Annotated in this window: 20 protein-coding genes; 9 read left to right on the top strand and 11 right to left on the bottom strand. The window is 69.9% G+C overall.

Annotation, left to right across the window (positions count from 1 at the left end; translation table 11 throughout):
• Positions 1 to 7: 7 nt before the first annotated feature.
• Genes GVV86_RS02775 through GVV86_RS02765 form a run of 3 tightly spaced genes read right to left on the bottom strand, consistent with a single transcriptional unit; the run spans position 8 to position 3,652 of the window.
• Entirely contained in the window at positions 8 to 994 is a 987-nt protein-coding gene (locus GVV86_RS02775; protein WP_159801298.1) for a MaoC/PaaZ C-terminal domain-containing protein, read from the bottom strand.
• Positions 991 to 2,334, bottom strand: coding sequence for a 3-oxoacyl-ACP reductase (locus GVV86_RS02770; protein WP_159801296.1), 1,344 nt, complete (start codon positions 2,332 to 2,334; stop codon positions 991 to 993). Before GVV86_RS02770 ends, GVV86_RS02775 begins: the two co-directional genes overlap by 4 nt.
• A 1-nt stretch (position 2,335) precedes the next feature.
• Positions 2,336 to 3,652, bottom strand: a complete 1,317-nt coding sequence (locus GVV86_RS02765; protein WP_159801294.1) for an acetyl-CoA C-acetyltransferase — start codon at positions 3,650 to 3,652, stop codon at positions 2,336 to 2,338.
• A 63-nt stretch (positions 3,653 to 3,715) separates the two neighbouring features.
• Here GVV86_RS02765 and GVV86_RS02760 point away from each other — a divergent pair, with 63 nt between their 5' ends.
• A complete protein-coding gene (locus tag GVV86_RS02760) occupies positions 3,716 to 4,480 on the top strand; it encodes a TetR/AcrR family transcriptional regulator (protein ID WP_159801292.1) in 765 nt (254 codons plus the stop codon).
• Positions 4,477 to 6,624: an acyl-CoA dehydrogenase family protein gene (locus GVV86_RS02755; protein ID WP_159801290.1), complete on the top strand. Its 2,148-nt coding sequence runs from the start codon at positions 4,477 to 4,479 to the stop codon at positions 6,622 to 6,624. Before GVV86_RS02760 ends, GVV86_RS02755 begins: the two co-directional genes overlap by 4 nt.
• A gap of 89 nt (positions 6,625 to 6,713) precedes the next feature.
• Here GVV86_RS02755 and glgA read toward each other — a convergent pair whose 3' ends face one another.
• Entirely contained in the window at positions 6,714 to 7,907 is a 1,194-nt protein-coding gene (gene glgA, locus GVV86_RS02750) for a glycogen synthase (RefSeq protein ID WP_159801288.1), read from the bottom strand.
• 85 nt (positions 7,908 to 7,992) lie between these two features.
• Between glgA and glgC the strand changes: the two genes are divergently transcribed.
• Entirely contained in the window at positions 7,993 to 9,237 is a 1,245-nt protein-coding gene (glgC, locus tag GVV86_RS02745; protein ID WP_201291333.1) for a glucose-1-phosphate adenylyltransferase, read from the top strand.
• A gap of 18 nt (positions 9,238 to 9,255) precedes the next feature.
• Here the strand turns inward: glgC and GVV86_RS02740 are convergent, their stop codons facing one another.
• Complete coding sequence (locus GVV86_RS02740; RefSeq protein ID WP_159801286.1) at positions 9,256 to 10,356, bottom strand: alanine racemase; 1,101 nt, start codon at positions 10,354 to 10,356, stop codon at positions 9,256 to 9,258.
• A 61-nt stretch (positions 10,357 to 10,417) separates the two neighbouring features.
• Between GVV86_RS02740 and pepN the strand changes: the two genes are divergently transcribed.
• Positions 10,418 to 13,018: an aminopeptidase N gene (gene pepN, locus GVV86_RS02735; RefSeq protein ID WP_159801284.1), complete on the top strand. Its 2,601-nt coding sequence runs from the start codon at positions 10,418 to 10,420 to the stop codon at positions 13,016 to 13,018.
• Here the strand turns inward: pepN and lplAB are convergent.
• The 5 genes from lplAB to GVV86_RS02710 all read right to left on the bottom strand — a co-directional run bounded on the left by lplAB (position 13,003) and on the right by GVV86_RS02710 (position 17,177).
• Positions 13,003 to 14,085 carry a lipoate-protein ligase LplAB gene (gene lplAB / locus GVV86_RS02730; RefSeq protein ID WP_159801282.1) on the bottom strand — a complete coding sequence of 361 codons (1,083 nt, stop codon included), beginning with the start codon at positions 14,083 to 14,085 and terminating at the stop codon, positions 13,003 to 13,005. The two genes, pepN and lplAB, sit on opposite strands and share 16 nt — an antisense overlap.
• A 99-nt stretch (positions 14,086 to 14,184) precedes the next feature.
• Positions 14,185 to 14,439 carry a type B 50S ribosomal protein L31 gene (locus GVV86_RS02725; RefSeq protein WP_120168169.1) on the bottom strand — a complete coding sequence of 85 codons (255 nt, stop codon included), beginning with the start codon at positions 14,437 to 14,439 and terminating at the stop codon, positions 14,185 to 14,187.
• An 83-nt stretch (positions 14,440 to 14,522) separates the two neighbouring features.
• The gene (locus GVV86_RS02720; protein ID WP_159616415.1) at positions 14,523 to 15,467 is read right to left on the bottom strand and encodes a hypothetical protein; all 945 of its coding nucleotides are present in this window, start codon (positions 15,465 to 15,467) and stop codon (positions 14,523 to 14,525) included.
• A gap of 60 nt (positions 15,468 to 15,527) precedes the next feature.
• Positions 15,528 to 16,340 carry a TrmH family RNA methyltransferase gene (locus GVV86_RS02715; protein WP_159616413.1) on the bottom strand — a complete coding sequence of 271 codons (813 nt, stop codon included), beginning with the start codon at positions 16,338 to 16,340 and terminating at the stop codon, positions 15,528 to 15,530.
• A gap of 48 nt (positions 16,341 to 16,388) precedes the next feature.
• Positions 16,389 to 17,177 (bottom strand): ABC transporter ATP-binding protein, encoded by a 789-nt coding sequence (locus GVV86_RS02710; RefSeq protein ID WP_159616411.1) that lies wholly within the window; start codon positions 17,175 to 17,177, stop codon positions 16,389 to 16,391.
• 114 nt (positions 17,178 to 17,291) lie between these two features.
• Between GVV86_RS02710 and serB the strand changes: the two genes are divergently transcribed.
• The 5 genes from serB to GVV86_RS02685 all read left to right on the top strand — a co-directional run bounded on the left by serB (position 17,292) and on the right by GVV86_RS02685 (position 22,005).
• Complete coding sequence (gene serB, locus GVV86_RS02705; RefSeq protein ID WP_159616409.1) at positions 17,292 to 18,194, top strand: phosphoserine phosphatase SerB; 903 nt, start codon at positions 17,292 to 17,294, stop codon at positions 18,192 to 18,194.
• A gap of 97 nt (positions 18,195 to 18,291) precedes the next feature.
• Positions 18,292 to 19,794 carry an MFS transporter gene (locus GVV86_RS02700; protein WP_159801280.1) on the top strand — a complete coding sequence of 501 codons (1,503 nt, stop codon included), beginning with the start codon at positions 18,292 to 18,294 and terminating at the stop codon, positions 19,792 to 19,794.
• A 164-nt stretch (positions 19,795 to 19,958) separates the two neighbouring features.
• On the top strand, positions 19,959 to 20,486 hold the full coding sequence (locus GVV86_RS02695; RefSeq protein ID WP_159616405.1) for a DUF421 domain-containing protein: 528 nt from the start codon (positions 19,959 to 19,961) through the stop codon (positions 20,484 to 20,486).
• Positions 20,483 to 21,232, top strand: a complete 750-nt coding sequence (locus GVV86_RS02690; protein WP_159616403.1) for a hypothetical protein — start codon at positions 20,483 to 20,485, stop codon at positions 21,230 to 21,232. Before GVV86_RS02695 ends, GVV86_RS02690 begins: the two co-directional genes overlap by 4 nt.
• Positions 21,229 to 22,005: a hypothetical protein gene (locus tag GVV86_RS02685; protein WP_159616401.1), complete on the top strand. Its 777-nt coding sequence runs from the start codon at positions 21,229 to 21,231 to the stop codon at positions 22,003 to 22,005. The genes GVV86_RS02690 and GVV86_RS02685 overlap by 4 nt, the downstream gene beginning before the upstream one ends.
• On the opposite strand, the gene GVV86_RS02680 is transcribed toward GVV86_RS02685, so the two are convergent.
• Positions 21,995 to 22,321: a hypothetical protein gene (locus tag GVV86_RS02680; RefSeq protein WP_159616399.1), complete on the bottom strand. Its 327-nt coding sequence runs from the start codon at positions 22,319 to 22,321 to the stop codon at positions 21,995 to 21,997. The genes GVV86_RS02685 and GVV86_RS02680 overlap by 11 nt on opposite strands.
• Positions 22,322 to 22,644 lie beyond the last annotated feature (323 nt).

The raw sequence follows: 22,644 nt of genomic DNA, 5'->3' as shown, positions 1-22,644 counted from the left end.
GCCCAGTCTAAGGCGACGCCGGGTCCACCGCCTCCGGAGTGACCCATCCGGTGAAGGACGGCCGCTTCGCGCCGGGCGCCCAGCCGGTGACCTCAGTGCGCCGGACGGACCCGTCGAGTGGCTCCCCGGGACGGACGGCGACGGCGAGCGTGCCCGGGAGCAGTGCCGGCGACAGGAAGTCCACGCCCCACGACAGTGCCTCCGGCGCCGCTGGCTCCGCCATTTCCACCATGCGCGCGGCAAGGTACACTCCATGCGCGATGGCGCGCTTCATCCCCAGCAACCGTGCCGAGGGCGCGCTCAGGTGGATCGGATTCCAGTCCCCGGACACGGCCGCGTAGGCCCGGCCGGTGTCGGAGGCCAGGTGCCACTGTGCAGTGGGCACCGGCGGGGTGAAGGCGTCCCCGTTCCCGGGCAGGGCAGAGTCCCTCCTGTCGCCACCGACCGCCGGGCCTGCCCCCGTGGACCCCTCCGGGGAGGGCACCGGATCTGCTTCCCGGCCGCCGGCGGTCCGGATGCCGCGGGCAAGGTAGACCGAGCGGCCCGTCCAGATGCGCTGCCCGTCCACGGACACCTCGGTGACGAGGTCCACCGAGGTTCCGGACCGGTGCGGAGTCAGGTTCTCGGCGTAGGCCACCGACTCGAACTCCTCCCCCACGCGCAGCGCCCGGGTCTGCACCACCGTGTTGCTCAGATGGACCATACCCAGCATCGGGAGCGGGAAGTCCGGGCGGGCCATGACGCTCATGGCCACCGGGAAGGCCAGGGTGTGGACGTAGGCCGAGGGGACGGCGTCGCGTGCCGCCTGCCCGACGAGATGCTGGAAGGCGGTGAGCCGCTCCCGGTCCACAGGGCCGCCGGAGGCACGGTGGCGGTTCTCCGGCAGCGCCGTCGCGGGCCTGCGGCGGCCGGCCCGGCGCAGCACGGCGCCGAGTGCCGCCTGGCGGTACAGGCCCGCCAGCGCCGGCATGGCCGGCAGGAGGACCTCGTTCATGCTCCCACCAGGTTCTGTCCGCAGACCCGGAGAACCTGGCCGTTGATGCCGCCCGCCGGCCCGGACGCGAGGAACGCGATGGTCTCGGCGACGTCCACCGGCTGCCCGCCCTGCTGCAGGCTGCTGAGCCTGCGGGCCGCCTCACGGGTGAGCATCGGCATCTTCGCGGTCATATCGGTCTCGATGAACCCGGGGGCGACGGCGTTGATGGTGCGACCGGGCCCAGCGAACGCGGCCGCGGTGGCGCGGACCATGCCGATCACCCCGGCCTTGGAGGCGGCGTAGTTGCTCTGTCCGCGGTTTCCCGCGATGCCGCTGGTTGAGGCGAGGCTGATGATCCGGCCCTCGGGCGAGAACACCGGGGAGGCAAGCAGTTCGTCGTTGATGCGCAGCTGCGAGGAGATATTGACCGCGATGACCGCGCTCCACCGTGCCGGATCCATATTGGCAAGAAGCTTGTCCCGGGTGATGCCCGCGTTGTGCACGAAGATGTCGAGGGTGCCGTGGCGCTCCTTCACGTGGCTCAGGATCCGGGCGGCAGCGTCGGGAGCGGTGATGTCGACCTGGAGTGCCGTTCCCCCGACCCGGTTGGCGACCTCCGCAAGCTTGTCACCTGCCGCGGGCACGTCAACGACGACGACCGTTGCCCCGTCCCGGTTCAGGACCTCGGCGATCTTCGCTCCGATGCCCCGCGCCGCGCCGGTCACCACGGCGGTCCTGCCGGCCAGCGGAGCGGCGGCGTCGGCCGGCTCCTCCGACGCGGGCACGGCGGAGACCCGCAGGAACTGGCCGTCGACGTAGGCGCTGCGCCCGGAGAGCAGGAACCACAGGGCACCCAGGGCGCCGGGGCTGTCCGCCGCCGCCCCGTCCAAAAGCACGATCCCGTTGGCGGTGGCACCGGCCCGCAGTTCCTTGGCGACCGAACGCACGGCGCCGTCCACGCCCTGGCGGGCGGCGGCGGTGGCGGGGTCCCCGGCCTCCTCCGCCGGCCGGGCGACCGAAACGATCCTCCCGCCGGGCAGCAGGGCGCGGACGGCCGGGCCGAGCTCGAGCAGGGGCGCACCCAGGTCCTCCGGACGCGACACCGCATCGAGGGCCACGACCACCGCTCCGAGCTTCTCCCCCGGGCGCAGGTGCCGGCGGACGTCCTGGTCCCAGCCGAGCAGGGCCTCCGCCAGGGTGTCGGCGCCGGGGCCGCTGCCCAGGACCAGCACCGGGCCGGGGACGAGCGGGTCGCCGGGGGTGTAGCGGCGCAGCACCGCCGGGCGCGGCAGCCCCAGCGTCTTGGCCAGCTTGCCCGGCAGCGGCGTGTTGACGAGGCCGAGATAGGTATCCGCCACCTCAGCGCGCCTCGAGGATGGCAACAACGCCCTGCCCGCCGGCGGCGCATACGGAGATCAGGCCGCGGCCCGAGCCCTTCTCCGCCAGCGCCTTGGCCAGGGAGGCCACGATCCGCCCGCCGGTGGCGGCGAAGGGGTGGCCGGCGGCCAGCGAGGAGCCGTTGACGTTGAGCTTGCTCCTGTCGATCTTGCCGAGTGCGCCGTCGAGGCCCAACCGGGTCTGGCAGAACTCCTCGCTCTCCCACGCGGCGATGGAACTGAGGACCGTGGAGGCGAAGGCCTCATGGATCTCGAAGAAGTCGAAGTCGTCGAAGTGCAGACCGTTGCGCTGGAGCAGCCGCGGCATCGCATAGACGGGGGCCATCAGCAGGCCCTCCTGACCGTTGACGAAGTCCACGGCGGCGGCCTCGGCGTCGACGACGTTCGCGAGCATCGGCAGGTTGTTGGCCCGCGCGTAGTCCTCCGAGCCGAGCAGGACGACGGCGGCGCCGTCGGTCAGCGGCGTGGAGTTGCCCGCCGTCATGGTGGCCGGCGTATCGAGCCCGGCGCCGAACACTGGCTTCAGCTTCGCCAGCTTCTCCAGCGACGTGTCGGCGCGCAGGTTCGCGTCCCGGGTGAGCCCGCGGTAGGGGGTCATCAGGTCTTCGAAGAACCTGCGCTCGTAGGCCGCGGCGAGGTTGGCATGACTGCGATAGGCCAGTTCGTCCTGGGCCTCGCGGGTGATGCCCCAGGCCGCGGTGGTCAGCGCCTGGTGTTCGCCCATCGAGAGCCCCGTTCGGGGTTCACCGGTGGTTGGGGCGTTCGGTGCCAGGTCCCGGGGGCGCAGCCTGCTGACCGCGGCGAGCTTCTGCTTGGGCGTGCGGGCCCGTGAGAGGTCGAGAAGCACCCGGCGCAGGCCCTCACTGACCACGATGGGCGCGTCGGAGGCCGAATCGACGCCGCCGGCGATGCCGGAGTCGATCTGGCCCAGCTTGATCTTGTTGGCGAGGCCCACAACGGTCTCCAGCCCTGTGGCGCAGGCCTGCTGGAGGTCGTACGCCGGGGTGTGCGCGGAGAGGGCGGAACCCAGCACCGCCTCGCGGGTGAGGTTGAAGTCCCGTGAATGCTTGAGGACGGCGCCTGCTGCCACCTCGCCGATGCGTTCGCCCTGGAGGCCGAACCGTGCGACGAGGCCGTCGAGGGCCGCAATGAGCATGTCCTTGTTCGACGAATGGGCGTAGGCCCCGCCCGAGCGCGCAAACGGAATGCGGTTGCCGCCGATGACGACGGCGTTGCGGACGGTGGTGGTGCCCGCGCCTGCTCCTGGCTGGTTCGACATGAGGGATCTCCTGGTAGTGGTGGTGGATTACCGATACCCAGCGTACCTGATACGCTGAGTATCATGAACACTTCGTCAACGGTTTCCGCCGTGCCCGCCGGAACGGGGGCGGTGCCCGACGGCCGGTCAAGCCGATGGGAGGAACACCGTGCCGAGCGCCGGCGCGCGCTGATCAGCACCGCCCGCCGCGCCGTCGACACCCTCGGCCACGGCGCCTCCATGGAGGACATCGCGGCGGCGGCCGACACCTCCAAGTCCGTGTACTACCGCTACTTCGGTGACAAGACCGGCCTTCAGCAGGCCATGGCCGAGGTCGTCACGGGCCAGATGCAGCAGAAGATCCTTGCGGCGGCACGGCAGGCCCAGACGCCCCGCGAGGGCCTGCGCGCCATGATCTACGTCTACCTGCAGATGGCACAGACCTCACCGAACGTGTACGCGTTCGTCACACGGGTCGGCCCGGCCGACCTGGCCGCGGGCCCGACCGATGAGGCCCGGCCCGCCGACCCCCTGACCCACTTCCTCGAGGCCGTCACCGAGATGCTGGCCCGCCCCATGCGGGCCTACCTGCGGTCCTCGCCCCACCTGAGCGGCCCCGCCGACCCCCGGCTCGCGTACTGGCCGCGGGCCGCCATCGGCATGGTCCGCTCCGCGGGTGAGCTATGGCTCGCGACGCCCGCCGGCCCAGGCAAGCCCGGCGTGGAGCAGCTCGCCGACCAGTTGACCGACTGGCTCTTCGAAGGCATCAGCCACCAGGTGCCCACCGGGCAACCGTCCCGCCCGGCACCGGACTCCACCACCTCCTCCCCTGCAAAGGACAACTCATGACGCACACAGCAGCCGCCCCCCGGCGCGAGGTTCCCGCAGCGGGCACCATCACAGACAACGACGCGGCCGTTCTCGACCCCGCTGTGCTCGGGGAACTGCTCCTCGGCAAGTGGGCCTCGGTGCGCCGGACCGCACGGGAGCTCGCAGGGCGCCCCGAAGTGCACAAGATCGAAGGACTCACCTCGGCCGAGCACCGCAGCCGCTGCTTCGACCAGCTCCACTACCTGGTGAAGAACCAGGCGGTGCACAGGGCCTTCCCGACCTCGCTGGGGGGGCACGACGACCACGGCGGCAACGTCGCTGGGTTCGAGGAACTGGTGGTCGCCGATCCCTCCCTGCAGATCAAGGCGGGCGTCCAGTGGGGCCTGTTCGGTGCGGCGGTGCTCCACCTGGGCACCGAGGAGCACCACGAGGCGTGGCTGCCCGGCATCATGAACATGGACATCCCGGGCTGCTTCGCCATGACGGAGACCGGGCACGGCTCGGATGTGGCAAGCATCGCCACGACCGCCGTCTACTCCCCCGAGGATGAATCCTTCGCACTGAACACCCCCTTCCGGGCGGCCTGGAAGGACTACATCGGCAATGCCGCCGTCGACGGCCGAGCCGCCGTGGTCTTCGCCCAGCTCATCACCCGGGGCGTCAACCACGGGGTGCATGCCTTCTACGTCGAACTGCGCGACGCCGACGGCGCCTTCCTGCCCGGCATCGGCGGCGAGGACGACGGCCTCAAGGGCGGCCTGAACGGCATCGACAACGGCCGGCTCCACTTCGAGGACGTCCGGGTGCCCCGGACGCACCTGCTGAACCGGTACGGCAGCGTCGCCCCCGACGGCACCTACAGCTCCCCCATCGCCTCGCCGGGCCGCCGCTTCTTCACCATGCTCGGCACGCTCGTCCAGGGCCGCGTGTCCCTCGACGGCGCGGCCGTCGCAGTGAGCAAGATTGCGTTGAAGACCGCCATCACCTACGCCTCCGAGCGGCGCCAGTTCAACGCGTCCTCGGACCTCTCCGAAGAGGTCATCCTCGATTACCAGCGCCACCAGCGGCGCCTCCTGCCACGGCTGGCCGCCACTTATGCGGCGTCCTTCGCGCACGAGGAACTGCTTGAGAAGTTCGACGGCGTGTTTTCGGGAACCTCCGATACCGACGCCGACCGCCAGGACCTCGAGACCCTCGCCGCGGCCTACAAGCCGCTGTCCACCTGGCTGGCCCTGGATACGCTGCAGGAGTGCCGGGAGGCCTGCGGCGGCGCCGGGTTCCTCACGGAAAACCGTTTCACGTCGCTCCGGGCGGACATGGATGTCTACGCCACCTTCGAAGGTGACAACAACGTCCTGCTCCAGCTCGTCGCCAAGCGCCTGCTGATGGACTATGCCCGCGAGTTCAAGGGCATGGACTTCGGCGTCCTCGCCCGTTACGCGGTCTCCCAGGCCGCGGGGCGGACGGTTCACCGCTCCGGGCTCCGCCGTGTGGTGCAGACCGTCGTGGACACCGGGTCCGAGAAGAAGTCGGCGATCGCCCTGCGGGACGAGGCAACCCAGCACGGGCTGCTGTCGGACCGGGTCGGCACCATGGTGGCCGAACTCGCCGGCGCCCTGCGGGGGGCCGGGGCGATGCCGCAGGACAAGGCTGCTGCCCTGTTCAACGAACACCAGCACGAACTGATCGAAACGGCCCGGGCGCACGCTGAGCTGCTGCAGTGGGAGGCGTTCACGGCGGCGCTGCACCGGGTCGAGGAGCCCGGGACCCGGCAGGTCCTGACCTGGCTGCGCGACCTGTTCGGGCTGTGCCTGCTGGAACGGAACCTCGCCTGGTACCTGATGAACGGCCGGCTTTCCTCGCAGCGGGCCCGGACCCTCACGCCCTACATCAACCGGCTGCTCGCCAAGCTCCGCCCGCACGCCCTCGACCTGGTCGAGGCCTTCGGCTATGGGCCCGAGCACCTCCGCGCCGCGATCGCCACCGGGGCGGAGAAGCGGCGCCAGGACGAGGCCGCCGCGCACGCCCGGGCGGTGCGGGCAAGCAGCGGCTCCCCGATCGAGGAGAAGACCCTGCTGGCCCGGCAGGCGGAACAGACCAAGGCGCGGCGCAAGAGCGCACCGCGCAAGGCACGGCAGGTGCCCGAGAAGTCCTCAGCCTGACCGGCCGGTCTCCAATCCGGCGATGACCCGAGACCGGGAACTGGCGGTCCCGATCCGCCCGCCCGGCGGGCGGATCGGGGCTCCCGGGTTCACAGCACGCTGCGGTACACCTCGAGGGTTGCCTCGGCGATGGAGTCCCACGCGAAGTGCTGCTCGGCGCGGGTCCGGCCGGCCTCGCCCATCCGGCGGGCCTTCGCCGGATCGGAAAGCATCGCTGTGAGTGCGGCGGCGAAGTCCGAGACGAACCGTTCGGGATCGAGGGGGGTGCCCGTGCCGTCGGAGACCTGTTCGAGCGGAACGAGGGTTCCGGTCACGCCGTCCTCGACCACCTCGGGGATCCCGCCGGTGGCGCTGGCCACCACGGCCGCTCCGCAGGCCATCGCCTCGAGGTTGACGATGCCCAGCGGCTCGTAGATGGACGGGCACGCGAACACCGTCGCGTGGCTCAGGACCTGGACCACTTCGCGCCTCGGCAGCATCCGCTCGATGAGCACCACCGAGCCGCGCCGGTCCCGGAGCTCGTTGATCAGCTTCTCGGTCTCCGCGGCGAGCTCGGGGGTGTCGGCCGCACCGAGGACCAGGACCAGCTGCACGTCCGCAGGCAGCTGTGCGGCCGCCCGGAGCAGGTAGGGCACGCCCTTCTGGCGGGTGTTGCGCCCCACGAAGACAACGCTGGGACGGTCCGGGTCGATGCCGAGGGCCCGCACGGCGTCGTCGTCCTCGTCGCGCACCCACTCGGAGACGTCGATGCCGTTGTGCACCACATGCACCTTCGCCGGGTCGACGGCGGGGTAGCTGCGCAGGATGTCGTCGCGCATTCCCGCCGACACGGCGATCACCGCCGCGGCGGCCTCGTATGAGGTCTTCTCCGCCCAGGAGGACAGCGCGTAGCCTCCCGCGAGCTGCTCCGCCTTCCACGGCCGCAGCGGCTCAAGGCTGTGGGCGCTGAGCACGTGCGGGATGCCGTGGAGCAGGGAGGCAAGGTGCCCGGCCATATTCGCGTACCAGGTGTGGGAATGGACGAGGTCGGCACCATTGATGTTCCCGAGCATCTCCAGGTCCGTCCCGAGGGTCTGCACGGCTGCGTTCGCTCCGGCCAGCCCCGGGGGCACGCCGTAGGCGCGCACCCGCGCCCCGTGGTAGTCGGAGGGCCGTTCCGCGCCGAAACAATGGACGTTCAGATCCACCTGCCCGGCCAGCACGCGGCTCAGTTCCGCGACATGGACGCCTGCCCCGCCATAGATTTCTGGGGGGAATTCCTTGGAGACAATATCTACTCGCACTCCCCCAACGTAGTGCAGGAGGCCGCAGTCCTCTAGTGTGAACAGAATTGGACCGACACGTTGGAATACTCAAAGGGGGTTACCCGTGGCACTAAAGAAAGTTCTGGCGGTTGTACTGGCAGGTGGCGAGGGCAAACGCCTGATGCCCCTCACCGCGGACCGGGCCAAGCCGGCCGTGCCGTTCGCCGGAAGCTACCGGCTGATCGACTTCGCCCTCTCGAACCTGGTGAACTCCGGCTACCTGCAGATTGTGGTGCTCACGCAGTACAAGTCGCACAGCCTCGACCGGCACGTCTCCGAGACGTGGCGGATGTCAACCCAGCTCCAGCAGTACATCGCCTCGGTGCCTGCGCAGCAGCGCCGCGGCAAGAGCTGGTTCCTTGGCAGCGCCAACGCGATCTACCAGTCCCTGAACCTCATCCACGACGCCCAGCCCGACATTGTCGTGGTCATCGGCGCCGACCACGTGTACCGCATGGACTTTGAGCAGATGGTCAACGCGCACATCGCCTCGGGGGCCTCCGTCAGCGTCGCCGCCGTGCGCCAGCCCATGAACCTCGTTGACCAGTTCGGCGTCATCGAGGTCGACCAGCAGGACCCGACCCGCATCGCCGCCTTCGTCGAGAAGCCCAAGACCACCCCAGGGCTGCCCGATGACCCCAACAGCTTCCTCGCCTCGATGGGCAACTACGTCTTCACCACCGATGCGCTGCTGAAGGCTCTCGAGGAGGATGCGGCCCGGCTCGACACCAAGCACGACATGGGCGGGGACATCATCCCCCACTTCGTCGACCGCAACGACGCCGCCGTCTATGACTTCACGACGAACCTCATCCCGGGTTCGACCGACCGGGACCGCCAGTACTGGCGCGACGTAGGGACGATGGATTCCTACTACGACGCCAATATGGACCTGATCTCCCCGCTGCCCTTGTTCAATCTGTACAACCTGCAGTGGCCGATCTACACCCGCCAGAGCGTCTCGCCGCCGGCGAAGTTCGTGCGCAGCGCCACCGGCCGCTCCGGAGCTGCCCATGACTCCATCGTCTCGGCAGGCGTCGTCGTCTCCGGCGGCACCGTTCAGGGTTCGATCCTCGCCACCGACGTCTTTGTGGAGGAGAACGCGGAGGTGAGCGATTCGGTGCTGATGGACAAGGTGAGCATCGGCCCCGGCGCCATCGTCCGCCGCGCGATCATCGACAAGAACGTGAAGATCCCGGCCGGGGCACGCATCGGCGTGGACCGTGAGCTCGACCTCAGCCGCGGCTTCGCCGTGACCGAGTCCGGACTGACCATCCTGAGCAAGGGACAGATCGTCCCCGCAGGCTGAGCGGCCGCCCGGGGTGGGTCAGCTGTTCCTGCCCCGGGCCGCCACCGCCCAGCGGTCGACGACCGCGCCGTCCCGGACCACCTGCACCTCGTCCACCAGGTTCACGGGCAGGCAGACGTGGTTGGGGACCACGCGGACGCGGGTGCCGCGGGCCGGCAGGGGTTCTCCGGCGGGCACCTGCACCGTGGCGTGATGTTCCGAGAGGGCAACGATCCGCGCCTCCGGGTGCTCCAGCAGCCTGCCGTAGCCGGTCGCCCAGGCCGCCCGGTCGCTGCCGAGGACCTTGCTGCCGGCATCGAGCAGGAAGCGCCCCGGCTCCCCGGGGGCACGCCGGTGGTGGCTGACCACGGTGGCGGCCACGGTGAGGGCGATGTCGCCGGGGGCGATCGTGCCCAGCTCCCACTGCTGCGCATCGCCGAAGACGTAGACCCCCGGGCGCAGCTCGGTGGCGGTTCCGCCTCCCATCAGCGCCGACGGGGTCGACCCGCCGCTCAGCTCGGCAGCAGCGAAGCCCTCGGCGCGGAGCCCGGCGGCCGCTCGAGCCAACGCCGCGTCCTCGTCCCGTGCCGCCGTGACGGGCATTCCCGGGCCGTAGCTGTGGCCCGGAAAGGTGAAGGCGCCGGTGACCTCTAGACCGGCCTCCGCGGCTGCCACGGCCACGCCGGCGGCGTCCCCGGGCGCCACGCCGCTGCGGTGGTGGCCGCTGTCGACCTCAACCCGGACCGCGACCGCGGCGACGGCCGGGCCGAGGCTGCGTGCCAGGGCGGTGGCGCCTTCGACGGAATCCGCACCCACGGTGATCCGCGCCCTTTCCGCGAGCCGGCGCAGCCTCTCCCCCTTCGCCGAGTCAACCCACAGCGGGTAGGCGATGAACAGATCCTCAACCCCGGCCCCGGCGAAGACCTCCGCCTCGCCGACCGTGGCCACGGTCAGCCCGACGGCGCCCGCCGCCACTTGGAGCGCGGCGATCTCAGGGATCTTGTGGGTCTTGGCGTGGGGGCGCAGCGCCACCCCGCGGGCCCGCATGGCCGAGGCCATGGCCGTGATGTTCGCCTCCAACCGGCCGGCATCGATCTGCACGCTCGGAGTGGGTTCGTTCCCGGGAATTGTCGTGTCCATGCTTCGATTCCACCACGACCCGCCGTGCCTGCCGGTGCGCGGCGCGTGATTGAATAACCGGATGCGCAACGAGAACCTGCTCCGTGACGAGGCCGCCGCCCGCTCCCTGCTGATCCGGGTCGAACGCTACGATGTGAGGCTCGACCTCAGCGGCGCCGAGGACCCTTCGGCGGAGGGGTTTCCCAGCGAATCCACCGTGGTGTTCCGCTGCACCGCCCCCGGCGCGTCCACCTTCCTCGACTTCATCCACGGCGGCGTCGACGAGGTGCTCCTCAACGGGAAGACCCTCGACCTGGCCGCCGCCGTCGACGGTTCGCGCATCCACCTTCCGGACCTGCTTGAGGCGAACACTGTGACCGTTCGCGGCACCGCACTCTACAGCCGCAGCGGCGAGGGCATGCACCGGTTCGCCGACCCAGCGGACGGCCTCACCTACCTCTACACCCAGTACGAGCCCGCCGACGCCCGCCGGGTCTTCGCCAACTTCGAACAGCCCGACCTGAAGGCCGCCTTCACCTTCACCGTCACGGCCCCGGAGGCCTGGACGGTCGCCTCCAACGCCCCGGCGCTGGGCGCCCCCTCCCCGGTCTCCGCCGGGGCGCTGCGCTGGGAGTTCGCGCCCACGGAGCGCATTTCGACCTACATCACCACGGTGCTCGCCGGCCCCTACCACCACGTCGCCGGATCCTGGACCGGTGCGGACGGCACCGGCTCGCCCGAAATTGCGCTCGGGCTCTACTGCCGCCGGTCGCTGGCGTCCGCGTTCGACGCGGAGGCGATCTTCGACACCACCCGCCGCGGGCTGGACTTCTTCCACCGCCTCTTTGACTACCCCTATCCGTTCGGCAAGTACGACCAGGCCTTCGTCCCCGAGTACAACCTCGGCGCGATGGAGAACCCGGGCCTGGTGACCTTCACGGAGAACTACGTGTTCCGCTCCGCGGCCACGGCCGCCCAGTACGAGGCGCGGGCGAACACCATCCTGCACGAGATGGCGCACATGTGGTTCGGGGACCTCGTCACCATGACCTGGTGGGACGACCTGTGGCTCAAGGAGTCCTTCGCCGACTACATGGGCGCCCTCGGCGTGGCGGAGGCCACCGAGTGGAAGACCTCGTGGGTGAGCTTCGCGAACAAGCGCAAGGCCTGGGCGTACGTGCAGGACCAGCTGCCGACGACCCACCCGATCGTGGCGGACATCCCCAACCTTGAGGCGGCGAAGCAGAACTTCGACGGCATCACCTACGCCAAGGGCGCTTCGGTGCTCAAGCAGCTCGTCGCCTACGTCGGCTTCGACGCCTTCACGGAGGCGGCCCGGAAGTACTTCCGGGCGCACGCCTTCGGCAACACCACCCTCGCGGACCTGCTCGCCGCCCTCAGCGAGGCCTCGGGGCAGGATATGACGGCCTGGGCCCGGCAGTGGCTGCAGACCTCCGGGGTGCCGGCGCTCACCGCGGAGGTTTCCGTCGAGGACGGCGTGTACACCGCCGCGGCGATCCGGCAGGACGCGCTCGACCCCATCACCGGGGTGCCCGAGCCCCGTCCCCACTCCCTCAAGGTCGGCTTCTACAGTTACGACGCCGAAGGTTTTCTGGCCCGCACCGAGTCGCACGCCGTCGAGGTCACCGGCGCTTCGGCCCCGCTGGACGGGCTCGTCGGCCGGACCCAGCCGGACCTGCTGCTGGTCAACGACGAGGACCTCACCTACGCCAAGCTGCGTTTCGACCCCCGCTCCCTGGCGACGCTGCTGCGGTCGGTGGACCGGATCGCCGACCCGCTCGCCCGCGCCATCTGCCTCTCCGCCCTGTGGTCCAGCACCCGGGATGCCGACCTGGCCGCCGCCGACTACCTCGGCGCCGTCGAGCTGGCCGCACCGGCCGAACCAGGCGTCGGGGTGCTCCAGGTGCTCCTGCAGAACGCCGGCACCGCCGTCGAACGCTACACGGCACCCGCCGGCCGGGCGACGCTTCGCGAACGCTACGCCGGCTTCCTGGAGCGGGGCCTGCGGGACGCCGCGGAAGGCTCGGACCTGCAGCTCGCGTGGGCGCGGGCACTGGCGGGAGGCGGCCGGACCACCGGCTCCGCGGCGGCCGTGCTGCGCGGCCTGCTCGACGGCGCGGACACCGTGCCGGGGCTGGTCCTGGATGACGAACTGCGCTGGATGTTCCTTGCCGCACTGGCCGCGCAGGGCCTGGCCCCCATCGACGAACTGGAGACCGAGCTGGCCCGCGACAATACGGCGTCGGGCAAGGCAGCGTTCACGCTGGCCTGCTCGGCCGTGCCGGACGCCGCGGTGAAGGACCTCGCCTGGCGCGAGGCGGTCTTCGGGACCCGGCTGTCCAACGAACTGCTCAGCGCCACCATCGAGGGGTTCACCCTCGGCGGGCCGGAGCTGACGGCCCCCTACAACGGACCGTACTTCGAGGCGCTCCGGGAGGTCTGGGAGGCCCGGGGAATCGAGATGGCAACCCGCGTGGTGCGCGGCCTCTATCCCGGCCGCCAGGACCTCCAGGGCCGCCCGGAAGTGCACCCGGTGCTTCTGGCCACAGACAGCTGGCTCGCCGCCAACCAGGATGCGCCGGGGGCCCTCCGGCGCATCCTGGTGGAGGAGCGCGACCACCTGCTGCGCTCCCTCACCGCCCAGGCCTACGGCACCCGGTAGAGCCACTCCTCGGTGCCGAACTTCTCCTCGACGAGTTCGCGGCCGCGCCGCAGCTCGTCCTCGCTCAGGCCGGCGTCGACGGCGCTGAAGCGGCGGCGGAAGGTTTCGATCATCACCGCGATGATCTCCTCCCGGGCCAGCCCGGTCTGGCGCCGGAGCGGGTCGACGCGTTTCTTGGCACTCTTCGTGCCCTTGTCGGAAAGCTTTTCCTTGCCGATGCGCAGCACCTCGAGCATCTTGTCGGCGTCGATGTCGTAGCTCATCGTGACGTGGTGCAGCATCCCGCCGTTGGCGAGCCGCTTCTGCGCCGCCCCGCCGATCTTGCCCAGATCGGTGGCGATGTCGTTGAGCGGCTGGTACCAGGCATTGATGCCCAGGGCGGCCAGGGCCTCCATCACCCAGGCATCGAGGAACGGGTACGAATCGGCGAAGCTCATCCCGTCCACGAGCGTCTGCGGGATGTACAGCGAGTAGGTGATGGCGTTGCCGTGCTCCATAAACATGGCACCGCCGCCGCTGATCCTGCGCACGACGCTCACCCCGTGCCGGGCGACGCCGTCGGGATCGACCTCGTTGCGCACCGACTGGAAGCTGCCGATCACGACCGAGGGCGATTCCCACTCCCAGAACCGCAGGGTGGGGTTGCGGCGCCCGTCCCCGACGTCGCGGGTGAGCACTTCGTCCATGGCGACGTGCATGGCGGTGCTCAGCGCCGTCGGCGGGACGATCTCCCACGTGTGGTCCGCGATGCCCGTGGAGTGCCCCAGGGCGCGGCGCACGGCGGTGGCCACGGCCTCCGGGGAGAACCCGAAGAGCTGGGCCGAGGGGTCGAGCCCGGCCCGGACGGCCTCCGCCAGCTCGGACGGGGGCGTGTCGACCGCCAGGCCCTCGAGGGCGGCGTTGATGTCGTCGAGGGCTTCGTCGGGCTCGAGGAAGAAGTCGCCGTTCACCGACACCTGGGCCAGACGTCCGTCCACCACCGCGAGGTCGACGGCGGTCAGTTTGCCCCCCGGCGTCTTGTACTCGCCGTGCCGCCGTCCGCCGCTCGTTTCCTGGCCCTGACCCATCCGGGGTTCCTCCTGCTTGGTTGGCTTAACGCAGTGAAGCCACGGCGTCGTGCGCGCGTGGCTTCACTGTCGAAACTGAGGTGCTGAGAAGAGCCGGGACTACTTCTTGCCGAAACCCTTGAAGCGGGCGTTGAAGCGCTCCACGCGGCCGGCGGAGTCCATGATCCGCTGCTTGCCGGTGTAGAACGGGTGGGACTCCGAGGAGATTTCCACCTCGATCAGCGGGTAGGTGTTTCCGTCTTCCCATTCGATGGTCTTCTTGGACGTGGCCGTCGACTTCGTCAGGAACGACTTGTCGGAGGCGAGGTCGCGGAAAACGACGGCGTGGTACTGGGGGTGGATATCAGACTTCACAGGAATACCTTCTCTGGTTGCCTGGATTTTGCCAGGCACTGGGATTGAAAGCGGAAACGGTCCTTCGGGACCAGCTAGTAATCCTAGCGCAATCCGCCCAGCTGCGCTAAAGCGGGGGCCGTAATGGCCTGGGGCATGCCCCAGTCGGAGAATCCGACCTCCACCGAGCTGAGGATCTCATGTTCGAACCCGCTGATACTCAGGTGCGCCGGGCGCATCAGTTCGTCGAGCTCTATGTCGAGGGTGGCCATCTTGACGCCCTGCAGTTCGGGCCCGGACACCGCCGACAGCCGGGTATAGAGCATGCCGTCCCGTTCGCTGCGCGGTGTCACCAGGAACTCTCCGGAGTCCGCCAACAGGGCGCCGACGGCGGCCGGGTCGGCCGTGGCGGAGGCCGCCTCCACCAGGACCGCGGCGAAGCGCTCCTCCGGCCCGCCCTCGGCGTCGGCCGGTGTTCCTCCCTCCGGCGTGAGCAGGTACCCCTCGCCGCCGCTGACGATAATCTCCACCCCGTGCTCCCCGTTGCGCAGATGCAGGCCGAACTCGGGCGCCGTGCTCAGCACCGAGGTGTGCTCTCCGGCGGGAAGGCCGGTGGCGCGGGTCGACAGGGTCTGCTGCGCTCCGGTGCCGGCGCGCATCGACGCTTCGACGCAGGCACCCGCCTCCGCGGCGGGCAGCCGTTCCGGGAGCGTGCCGGTGAGCAGGGCACCGCAGGCCTTCACCACCTCGGCCGGCAGGGACTGCTGGCTCTGGGTCAGGGACAGCTCGGGGGCCTTCGTCGGCGCCGGCGTGGGCTTCGGGGCCGCGGAAGGTGCTGGTGCGGTGGCCACGGGTGCGGGCGATGGGGTCTTGACCGGCGCGGTCGCCAGGGGGGCGGGGGCGGTCAGCGGAGAGGATTCCGCTGCGTCGATCTGTTCGGCGAGCCGGCCGCATCCGCTCAGCGCGACGGCCGCGCCCAAGAGGAGCGCCGCGGCCACGGGGACGGTCCGTGCGCCGGGAGCCTTGAAGCGGGCCGATGGAGCGGTCACCCTCCCAGTGTTGCATCGGGTATCGGCGCCCGCTACTGCCGTTTTCCCGCGCCTTCCCCGCTAGGGGGTGCGGTAGCGGCACTCCCAGAAGGCGACGGCGGCCGCTGCGGCCACGTTGAGCGAATCCACTCCGGCGTGCATGGGGATCTGAAGCGACAGGTCGGCCTCGGCGAGGGCACCGGCGGAAAGGCCCTCGCCCTCGGTTCCAAGGACCAGCGCCAGCCGCTCGTGTCCGGCCGTTCCGACGTCCTGGACGGGCACCGAATCGGGCCCCAGCGCCAGCGCCCCGACGGTGAACCCCGCCTCCCGGAGGGCCGCGAGCTGCCCTGGCCAGTCCGTGAGGCGGACCCAGGGCACCTGGAAGACGCTGCCCATGCTTACGCGGATGGCCCGGCGGTAGAGCGGGTCGGTGCACCGGGGGCTGATGAGGACCGCGTCGATGCCCAGCGCCGCGGCGGACCGGAACAGCGCCCCGAGGTTGGTGTGGTCCACAATGTCCTCGAGCACCGCCACCCTGCGGGCCCCGGCGAGGACCTCGTCGAGGGTCCTCGGGGCCGGGCGGTTCATGGCGGCCAGGGCCCCCCGGTGGAGGTGGAAACCGGTGATCTCCTCGAGCGTGGCCTCGTCGCCGATGAACGCCGGAACCTCCGGGAACCGGTCGAGGACGTCCGAAAGGCCCGGCAGCCACTTCTCGGCGAGGAAGAAGGACCGCGGTGAGTGTCCGGCATCGATGGCGCGCCGCAGCACCTTGGAGCTCTCGGCGATGTACAGGCCGTTGGCGGGCTCAACACGGCGGCGGAGCTGGGTGTCGGTGAGGTTGCGGTAGTCCGTGGTGCGCGGGTCCCCCGGGCCCTCGAGCCGGATCAGGCCCACGCGCCCGCTCCCGGCGGAGCCGTGCGGTGCTGCGCCCCGGCCTCCGGCCTACGCGGTGCGGGCGACAGCACTGTAGCGGCCGTCGGCGCGGCTGACCTTCAGCGGCAGGCCGAACGCCTCGGAGAGATGTTCCTCGGTGAGGACGTCCTCGAGCGGTCCGGCGGCGACGATCCCGCCGTCTCGCATCAGCATCGCGTGGGTGAACCCGGGAGGAACCTCCTCGAGGTGGTGGGTGACCAGCACTGTGGCGGGGGCCTCCTCATCCTGGGCGAGTTCGGTCAGCCGGCGGATGAGGTCCTCACGCCCGGCGAGGTCGAGACCGGCGGCCGGCTCGTCCAGCAGCAGCAGTTCGGGATCTGTCATCAGCGCTCGAGCGATCTGCACCCGCTTGCGTTCGCCTTCGCTGAGCGAGGCGAAGGGGCGGTTCAGGAAGGTCGACATGCCCCAGGTGTGGAGCAGCCGGAAGGCACGGCGCTCGTCGAGCTTCTCGTACTGCTCACGCCAGCGGCCCGTCACACCATAGGAGGCGGTGACAACGACGTTGAGGACCGTTTCGTGCTCGGGGATCTGCGCGGCCAGGGCCGCCGAGGCGAGTCCGATCCGGGGGCGCAGGTCGAAGACGTCGACGGCGCCCATCACTTCGTCGAGGATCCCTGCCACGCCCGTGGTGGGGTGCAGGCGCGCTCCGGCGATCTGGAGGAGTGTCGTTTTTCCGGCTCCGTTGGGGCCCATGATGACCCAGCGTTCGCCCTCCTTGACCTGCCAGTCGACGCTGTTCAGCAGCGTTTTTCCACTCCGAACGAGGCTCACCCCGGCCAATTCAAGAACGTCACTCATAGCACTAGACACTAGGCTAAGACCGGGGTAGTTGGCGAAACCAGCACCGCCGTCCGGCCCCGCCCGTGGCACCCGTCCCGACCCACTGGGCACCCCTGCATCCCTGGAGGTTTAATGACCGCGCCGTTCCGAGTCGTCAGCTACGGTTTGAACGATTCCGAGGCGGGCTTCCTGGCCGTCGAGGACGCCGTCCGCGCCGCCGGCGCGAGGATCCTGGCGGCCAGTGACGGCGGTGACTCCCGGTACCGGGTGCGGACGCTCACGGTGGAGTACACCGGTCCGGTGGCGGACCTGCGTGCGGTCCTGCCGGGAGCGGGCGATGCCGCCGCCGGAGCGCCGGTGCGGCCGGTCGGGACCGCGGTGGTTCCCGGTGCGGTTTTCGGCCCGGGGCGCACGTTGCTGGTGCTCGACGTCGACTCGACGCTGATCAAGCAGGAGGTCATCGAACTGCTGGCCGCCTTTGCGGGCCGCGAGGCGGAGGTCGCCGCCGTCACGGAAGCCGCGATGCGCGGTGAAATCGACTTCGCCCAGAGCCTTCATGCCCGGGTCGCCGTCCTGGCAGGACTGCCCGAGGCGGTTCTGGACAAGGTCGGCGCCCAGATCGAGCTGAGCGAGGGTGCCGAGGTGATGGCGGAAGCGTTCCTCGGGGCAGGCCACCTTGTGGCGGTGGTCTCCGGCGGGTTCAGCCAGATCCTCGACCCGCTGGCGGCGCGCCTGCGCCTGACCCACGCCAAGGCGAACGTGCTGGAGATCCGCGACGGCCTCCTCACCGGTCGGGTGTCGGGCCGGGTCATCGACCGGGCGGAAAAGGAGCGCTCCCTGCGGCGGTGGGCGCAGGACGCCGGCATTCCGCTTGAGCGGACCATCGCGGTCGGCGACGGAGCGAACGACCTCGACATGCTCGGCGCCGCCGGGCTCGGGGTGGCGTTCAACGCGAAGCCCGCCGTGCGGGCAGCCGCGGACGCCTCCGTCGATCTGCCCTACCTCGACATTGTGCGGAACTTCGCGGGGATCTAAGGCCCGCACCGGCACCGTTCCCTGGGATCCCCAGCGGCGCGTAACAGGTCCAGCCGGCGCAGCGACAGTGTCGGTGCCGGTCACTACACTGGGACGCATGACCGGGCACGAACCGGCCCAGCCCCGGGCCGCTGCGGATCCCCTCGACGGCACGCGCGTGGACGCAGCCGTCCCTCCGACGCTGGACGGGGCGGATGCGGCGCCGCCGCCTGCGGACAGCGACGCCATCGACACCTCCCTGCGCACCCCGGCGGAGCGGTCCCGCACCTTCGCCGGGATCCTGATCAACACTGCCCTCGCCAATATCACCACCAGTTACCTGTGGTTCGCGCTGACGTTCTGGGTGTACCTGGAGACGCGCAACGTGATCGCCACCGGTGTGGTGGGTGGGGCGTACATGCTGCTCATCGCCCTCTCCAGCATCAGCTTCGGCACCTACGTGGACCGCTACCGCAAGCTGGCCGTGATGCGCTTCGCCGCGGGCTTCACCCTCGTCATGTTCGTGCTGTCCGGGATCATGTTCGCCCTGGCGCCCACACCCGCGCTGCTTGACCTGACCCGGCCATGGTTCTGGGTCTTCACCCTGATTATCCTGATCGGCGCGGTGGTGGAGAACCTGCGCAACATCGCCCTCTCCACGACGGTCACCATCCTCATCGAGCCGGACCGGCGGGCCAATGCCAACGGGCTGGTAGGCATGGTGCAGGGCCTGATGTTCATCGTCACCTCGGTGCTGTCCGGGCTGTCGGTGGGGCTGCTGGGTATGGGCTGGACGATCGTCGTCGCCCTGGTGTTCACGGCGCTGGCTTTCGCGCACCTGCTGACGCTGAGCATGCCCGAGGAGGTGCGCGCGGCAGCGACGGACGCCCACGGCGGCTTCGATTTCCGCGGCTCACTGGCCGCTGTGCTCGCCGTGTCGGGGCTGTTCGCGCTGATCCTGTTCTCAACCTTCAACAATTTCGTCGGCGGCGTCTACCTGGCCCTGATGGATCCCTATGGGCTTGAGCTTTTCCCCGTGGAGCTGTGGGGCACCTTCTTCGCGCTCGGTGCCACCGGGTTCATCGTGGGCGGCGCGCTGATTGGCAGGTTCGGGCTGGGAGCCAACCCGCTGCGCACCATGCTCCTCGCGGTGATCCTGATGGGGGTCCTCGGCGCGGTGTTTACGCTGCGGGAGTGGGCGTGGCTGTACATCGCCGGCATCTGGCTCTACCTGGTGCTCGTGCCCTTCGTCGAGGCTGCCGAGCAGACGGTCATCCAGCAGGTGGTGCCCCTGCAGCGGCAGGGGCGGGTGTTTGGGTTTGCCATGGCGTTCGAGTCCGCGGCAGCCCCTATCACCGCGTTCCTCATCGCCCCGATCGCGCAGTTCTGGATCATCCCGTATGCACGCTCCGACGAGGGCGCCGCCCAACTGGCTCCGCTGCTGGGAGAGGGCACCTCCCGCGGCATCGCCCTGGTGTTCTTGGTGGCCGGAATCATCCTGATTCTCGCCGCCCTGCTCGCCTTCCTGACGCCCGTGTACCGCCGCGTCTCGGCATCGTATGCGAAGACCGCGGCGGAGGCCAAGAGCGCCGCCAGCGCCGCTCCGACGTCCCCGCGGTGAGGCGCAGTCCGGGAGCCCGGCCAGCCGGTCACCCGCTGGTCGCACAGCTGCACCCCCCGTACTGTCGATGGAGTCGGCGGTGGTCCGCCGCACCATCAGGGATCCGCGACAGGGGGACCTGATAGCCTCGATCGCTAGTTGGACGGCTCTGGAGGGGGTCCTGAATGTGGTTTGACTCATGGGCGCAGATTCTGAGGGTGCTGCTCATCGGCTCGGTTTCCTATGCCGCCCTGGTGCTAGTGCTGCGGGCCTCGGGCAAGCGCACGCTGGGGCAATTGAATGCCTTTGACTTCATCGTCACCGTTGCGTTCGGGTCGACGCTTGCCACGATCCTGCTCAGTTCAGACGTCGCCTTCCTGGAGGGGGTCACGGCCCTGGCACTGCTCGCGGCACTTCAACTGGTCGTCGCCTGGGTATCGGCGCACTGGCCCCGGGCGCGCTCCTTCGTCACCGCGCAACCGGTTGCCCTTGTCATCGACGGAAAGCTTCAGCACAGCCAGCTGCGTCGAAACCGGCTGACAGAGTCCGAGGTGCTGCAGGCGGTGCGCGGCAGCGGGTTCGGGGACCTCTCCAGCATCGCCGCCGTCGTGCTCGAGACGAATGGGACGATCAGCGTGATCGCCCAAGCCAAGGCCGGCAGCGGGTCGGCCCTGGATGGTGTGGCCAACCGTTTCGGGGAAGAATCGCCGTGACGGGGCCCGCCGCCGGGCCCGGCACCGCTCCGGCGGCGTCCGACAGACTCCGCAGCGCGGAGGTCCTCGCCCGCCGGCTGGATAAACCCATGGGGATCCTCGGCGTGATCTTCCTCTTCGTGGTCCTTGGGCAACTCCTCGCCGAGGACCCGGCCGTGGTCCTGGCCTTCAGCATTGCCGGTTGGGTGTTCTGGGCCGTTTTCGTCGCGGAATTCCTGCTGCGGGCCTATCTTGGCGGCTTCAGCAGGGCGTTTTGGGCGAAGAACTGGTGGCAGCTTGTCTTCCTGCTCGTGCCGTTCCTGCGGTTCTTCCGTGCGCTCCAGGTCCTCCGGATCGTCCGGATCGCGCGGTTTGCCCGCTTCGGAGGGATCCTGTCCGCGGGAATCCGGGGGTCCCGGTCGGCGGGTCGACTGCTCTCGAGCCGGATCGGCTGGCTCGCGGCCGTGACCGCCGTCGTGATCCTCGCCGCCAGCCAGCTGCTCTACGCAACCGGTTCCCACACCTCCTACACCGAGGCGCTTTTCGAAGCCGCGATGGCCACCATCACCGGGAGCGGACTGACCCCGACGGATCCATTTGCCCGCATTCTTCAGGTGCTGCTGGCGGTCTACTCGGTGGCCGTGTTCGCGACCCTTGCCGGATCCCTTGGGGCTTTCTTCCTACGGGACCAGGACCGGGCCCGGGCCCCGGAGGCACCGGTGGCGGATGAGGCCGGACACCGGGCGCGCCCCCGGCGGGAAGGGTGAGCGTGCAACCGACCGTGGCACAGAGTGTGGTGGGCGCACTCCTGATCGCCGTGCTCCTCGCGGCGCTGCACCTGGGCGCCCCGCATATCCGCAAGCTGCCGCTCGTTCCCGAGCGGTACACCGGCTCCTTCGCGGGAGGCCTCGCCGTCGCCTATGTCTTCCTGCACCTGCTGCCCGAGGTGGCCGAGGGCAGCAATGCCATCGGAGAGGCTTTGGAGGATTCCCTCACCGTCACTCCCCTGCTCGACCTGGGCATCTTCGTTGTCGCGCTCACCGGATTCACACTGTTCTACGGGCTCGAGCGCATGGCCGCACGCGCCGGGGACCGCAGCGGTGGGACAGACTCCGGCTCCGCGGGAGTCTACTGGCTCCACCTTGCGTCCTTCATGGCGTACAACGTGCTCATCACGTACACCATGGCGCTGCGGGTGCGCACCGGAGTCCTGTTCGCCGTTCTCTTCACGGTCGCGATGGGTCTTCACTTCATCCTGACGGACCGCGGCCTGGAGGAGCACTACCCGCGGCGCTTCAGGTCAACCGGCCGCATCCTGCTGGCCGGGTCCCTGCTGGCGGGATGGGTGCTCTCGGCCCTGTTTGCGCCGACCAGCACCCTGGTCGTGGCGTTGCTGACCTCCTTCCTTGCCGGGTCGGTGCTGCTGAACGTCTTCAAGGAAGAACTGCCCTCCAACCGAAACTCAAGCTTCGCCTGGTTCGCCGTGGGCCTCGTGCTTTACGCAGTCCTCCTCACGGTCATCACCGCGCTCAGCGAATAGCGGGGGAACGCGCGCTGTCCTGGTGGTGCCGCACAGCCAGGCGCACGATGCTGCCTGCCACCCGGTCCACCGCATCGAAGGACTCGAAGAAATCCGTGCTGGAACGGTCGCAGTCGATGCGGATGAAACCGTCGTGGAGCAGGCGGTCGCGGCATGCCATCGGCAGGTCGGCGACAGGGGTAGCGAACGCTCCGCGCAGCCCCGATACCCTGCCGCCTCCGCCGGCCTCCATCTGCGATGACGGTACGCGGTCGCGTCCAAGCTCCACGGACCTCACCACACCGACCCGTTCGCCCGCCCGATCGAAAACCTGCATTCCCTCACGGATCCTGCCGAAAATGTTTATGCTTCCAGTCCCAACTCCTCTGCCCCCGGGTTTCCGAGGAGCACAATCGTCGGATCTGTTGCGTGTTCTGGGCAGTGCCTGCCGCTTATCTGCTTATGTCGGGGCCACCTCATAGGCCTCGGTTTGTCCGCCTGCGTCCGGCGCGGTGCCCGCCGGTTATCGCTGCGCTCCCGGCGCGGGGGCGGACCGAGCGGCCCCGCCTAACTGCGGCGGTAGCCGGCGGCGTCTGCGGGAGGATGGCGCCGCTCTTCTCCCAGCCTCGGCAAGCATCCGGTGCGTGGGACCCCTGGTCT

It is taken from the genome of Arthrobacter zhaoguopingii (assembly GCF_009828595.1).
Taxonomy (GTDB): domain Bacteria; phylum Actinomycetota; class Actinomycetes; order Actinomycetales; family Micrococcaceae; genus Arthrobacter_D; species Arthrobacter_D zhaoguopingii.
Note: the sequence above shows the minus strand (reverse complement) of the source record. Positions and strands in the feature narration are given on the sequence as shown.

Bases quoted from the DNA above. Each gene is read 5' to 3' on its own strand.
- GVV86_RS02775 (WP_159801298.1), bottom strand. From the start codon at position 994: ATGAACGAGGTCCTCCTGCCGGCCATGCCGGCGCTGGCGGGCCTGTAC.
- GVV86_RS02765 (WP_159801294.1), bottom strand. From the start codon at position 3,652: ATGTCGAACCAGCCAGGAGCAGGCGCGGGCACCACCACCGTCCGCAAC.
- GVV86_RS02760 (WP_159801292.1), top strand. From the start codon at position 3,716: ATGAACACTTCGTCAACGGTTTCCGCCGTGCCCGCCGGAACGGGGGCG.
- GVV86_RS02755 (WP_159801290.1), top strand. From the start codon at position 4,477: ATGACGCACACAGCAGCCGCCCCCCGGCGCGAGGTTCCCGCAGCGGGC.
- GVV86_RS02740 (WP_159801286.1), bottom strand. From the start codon at position 10,356: ATGGACACGACAATTCCCGGGAACGAACCCACTCCGAGCGTGCAGATC.
- pepN (WP_159801284.1), top strand. From the start codon at position 10,418: ATGCGCAACGAGAACCTGCTCCGTGACGAGGCCGCCGCCCGCTCCCTG.
- lplAB (WP_159801282.1), bottom strand. From the start codon at position 14,085: ATGGGTCAGGGCCAGGAAACGAGCGGCGGACGGCGGCACGGCGAGTAC.
- GVV86_RS02710 (WP_159616411.1), bottom strand. From the start codon at position 17,177: ATGAGTGACGTTCTTGAATTGGCCGGGGTGAGCCTCGTTCGGAGTGGA.
- serB (WP_159616409.1), top strand. From the start codon at position 17,292: ATGACCGCGCCGTTCCGAGTCGTCAGCTACGGTTTGAACGATTCCGAG.
- GVV86_RS02700 (WP_159801280.1), top strand. From the start codon at position 18,292: ATGACCGGGCACGAACCGGCCCAGCCCCGGGCCGCTGCGGATCCCCTC.
- GVV86_RS02695 (WP_159616405.1), top strand. From the start codon at position 19,959: ATGTGGTTTGACTCATGGGCGCAGATTCTGAGGGTGCTGCTCATCGGC.
- GVV86_RS02680 (WP_159616399.1), bottom strand. From the start codon at position 22,321: ATGCAGGTTTTCGATCGGGCGGGCGAACGGGTCGGTGTGGTGAGGTCC.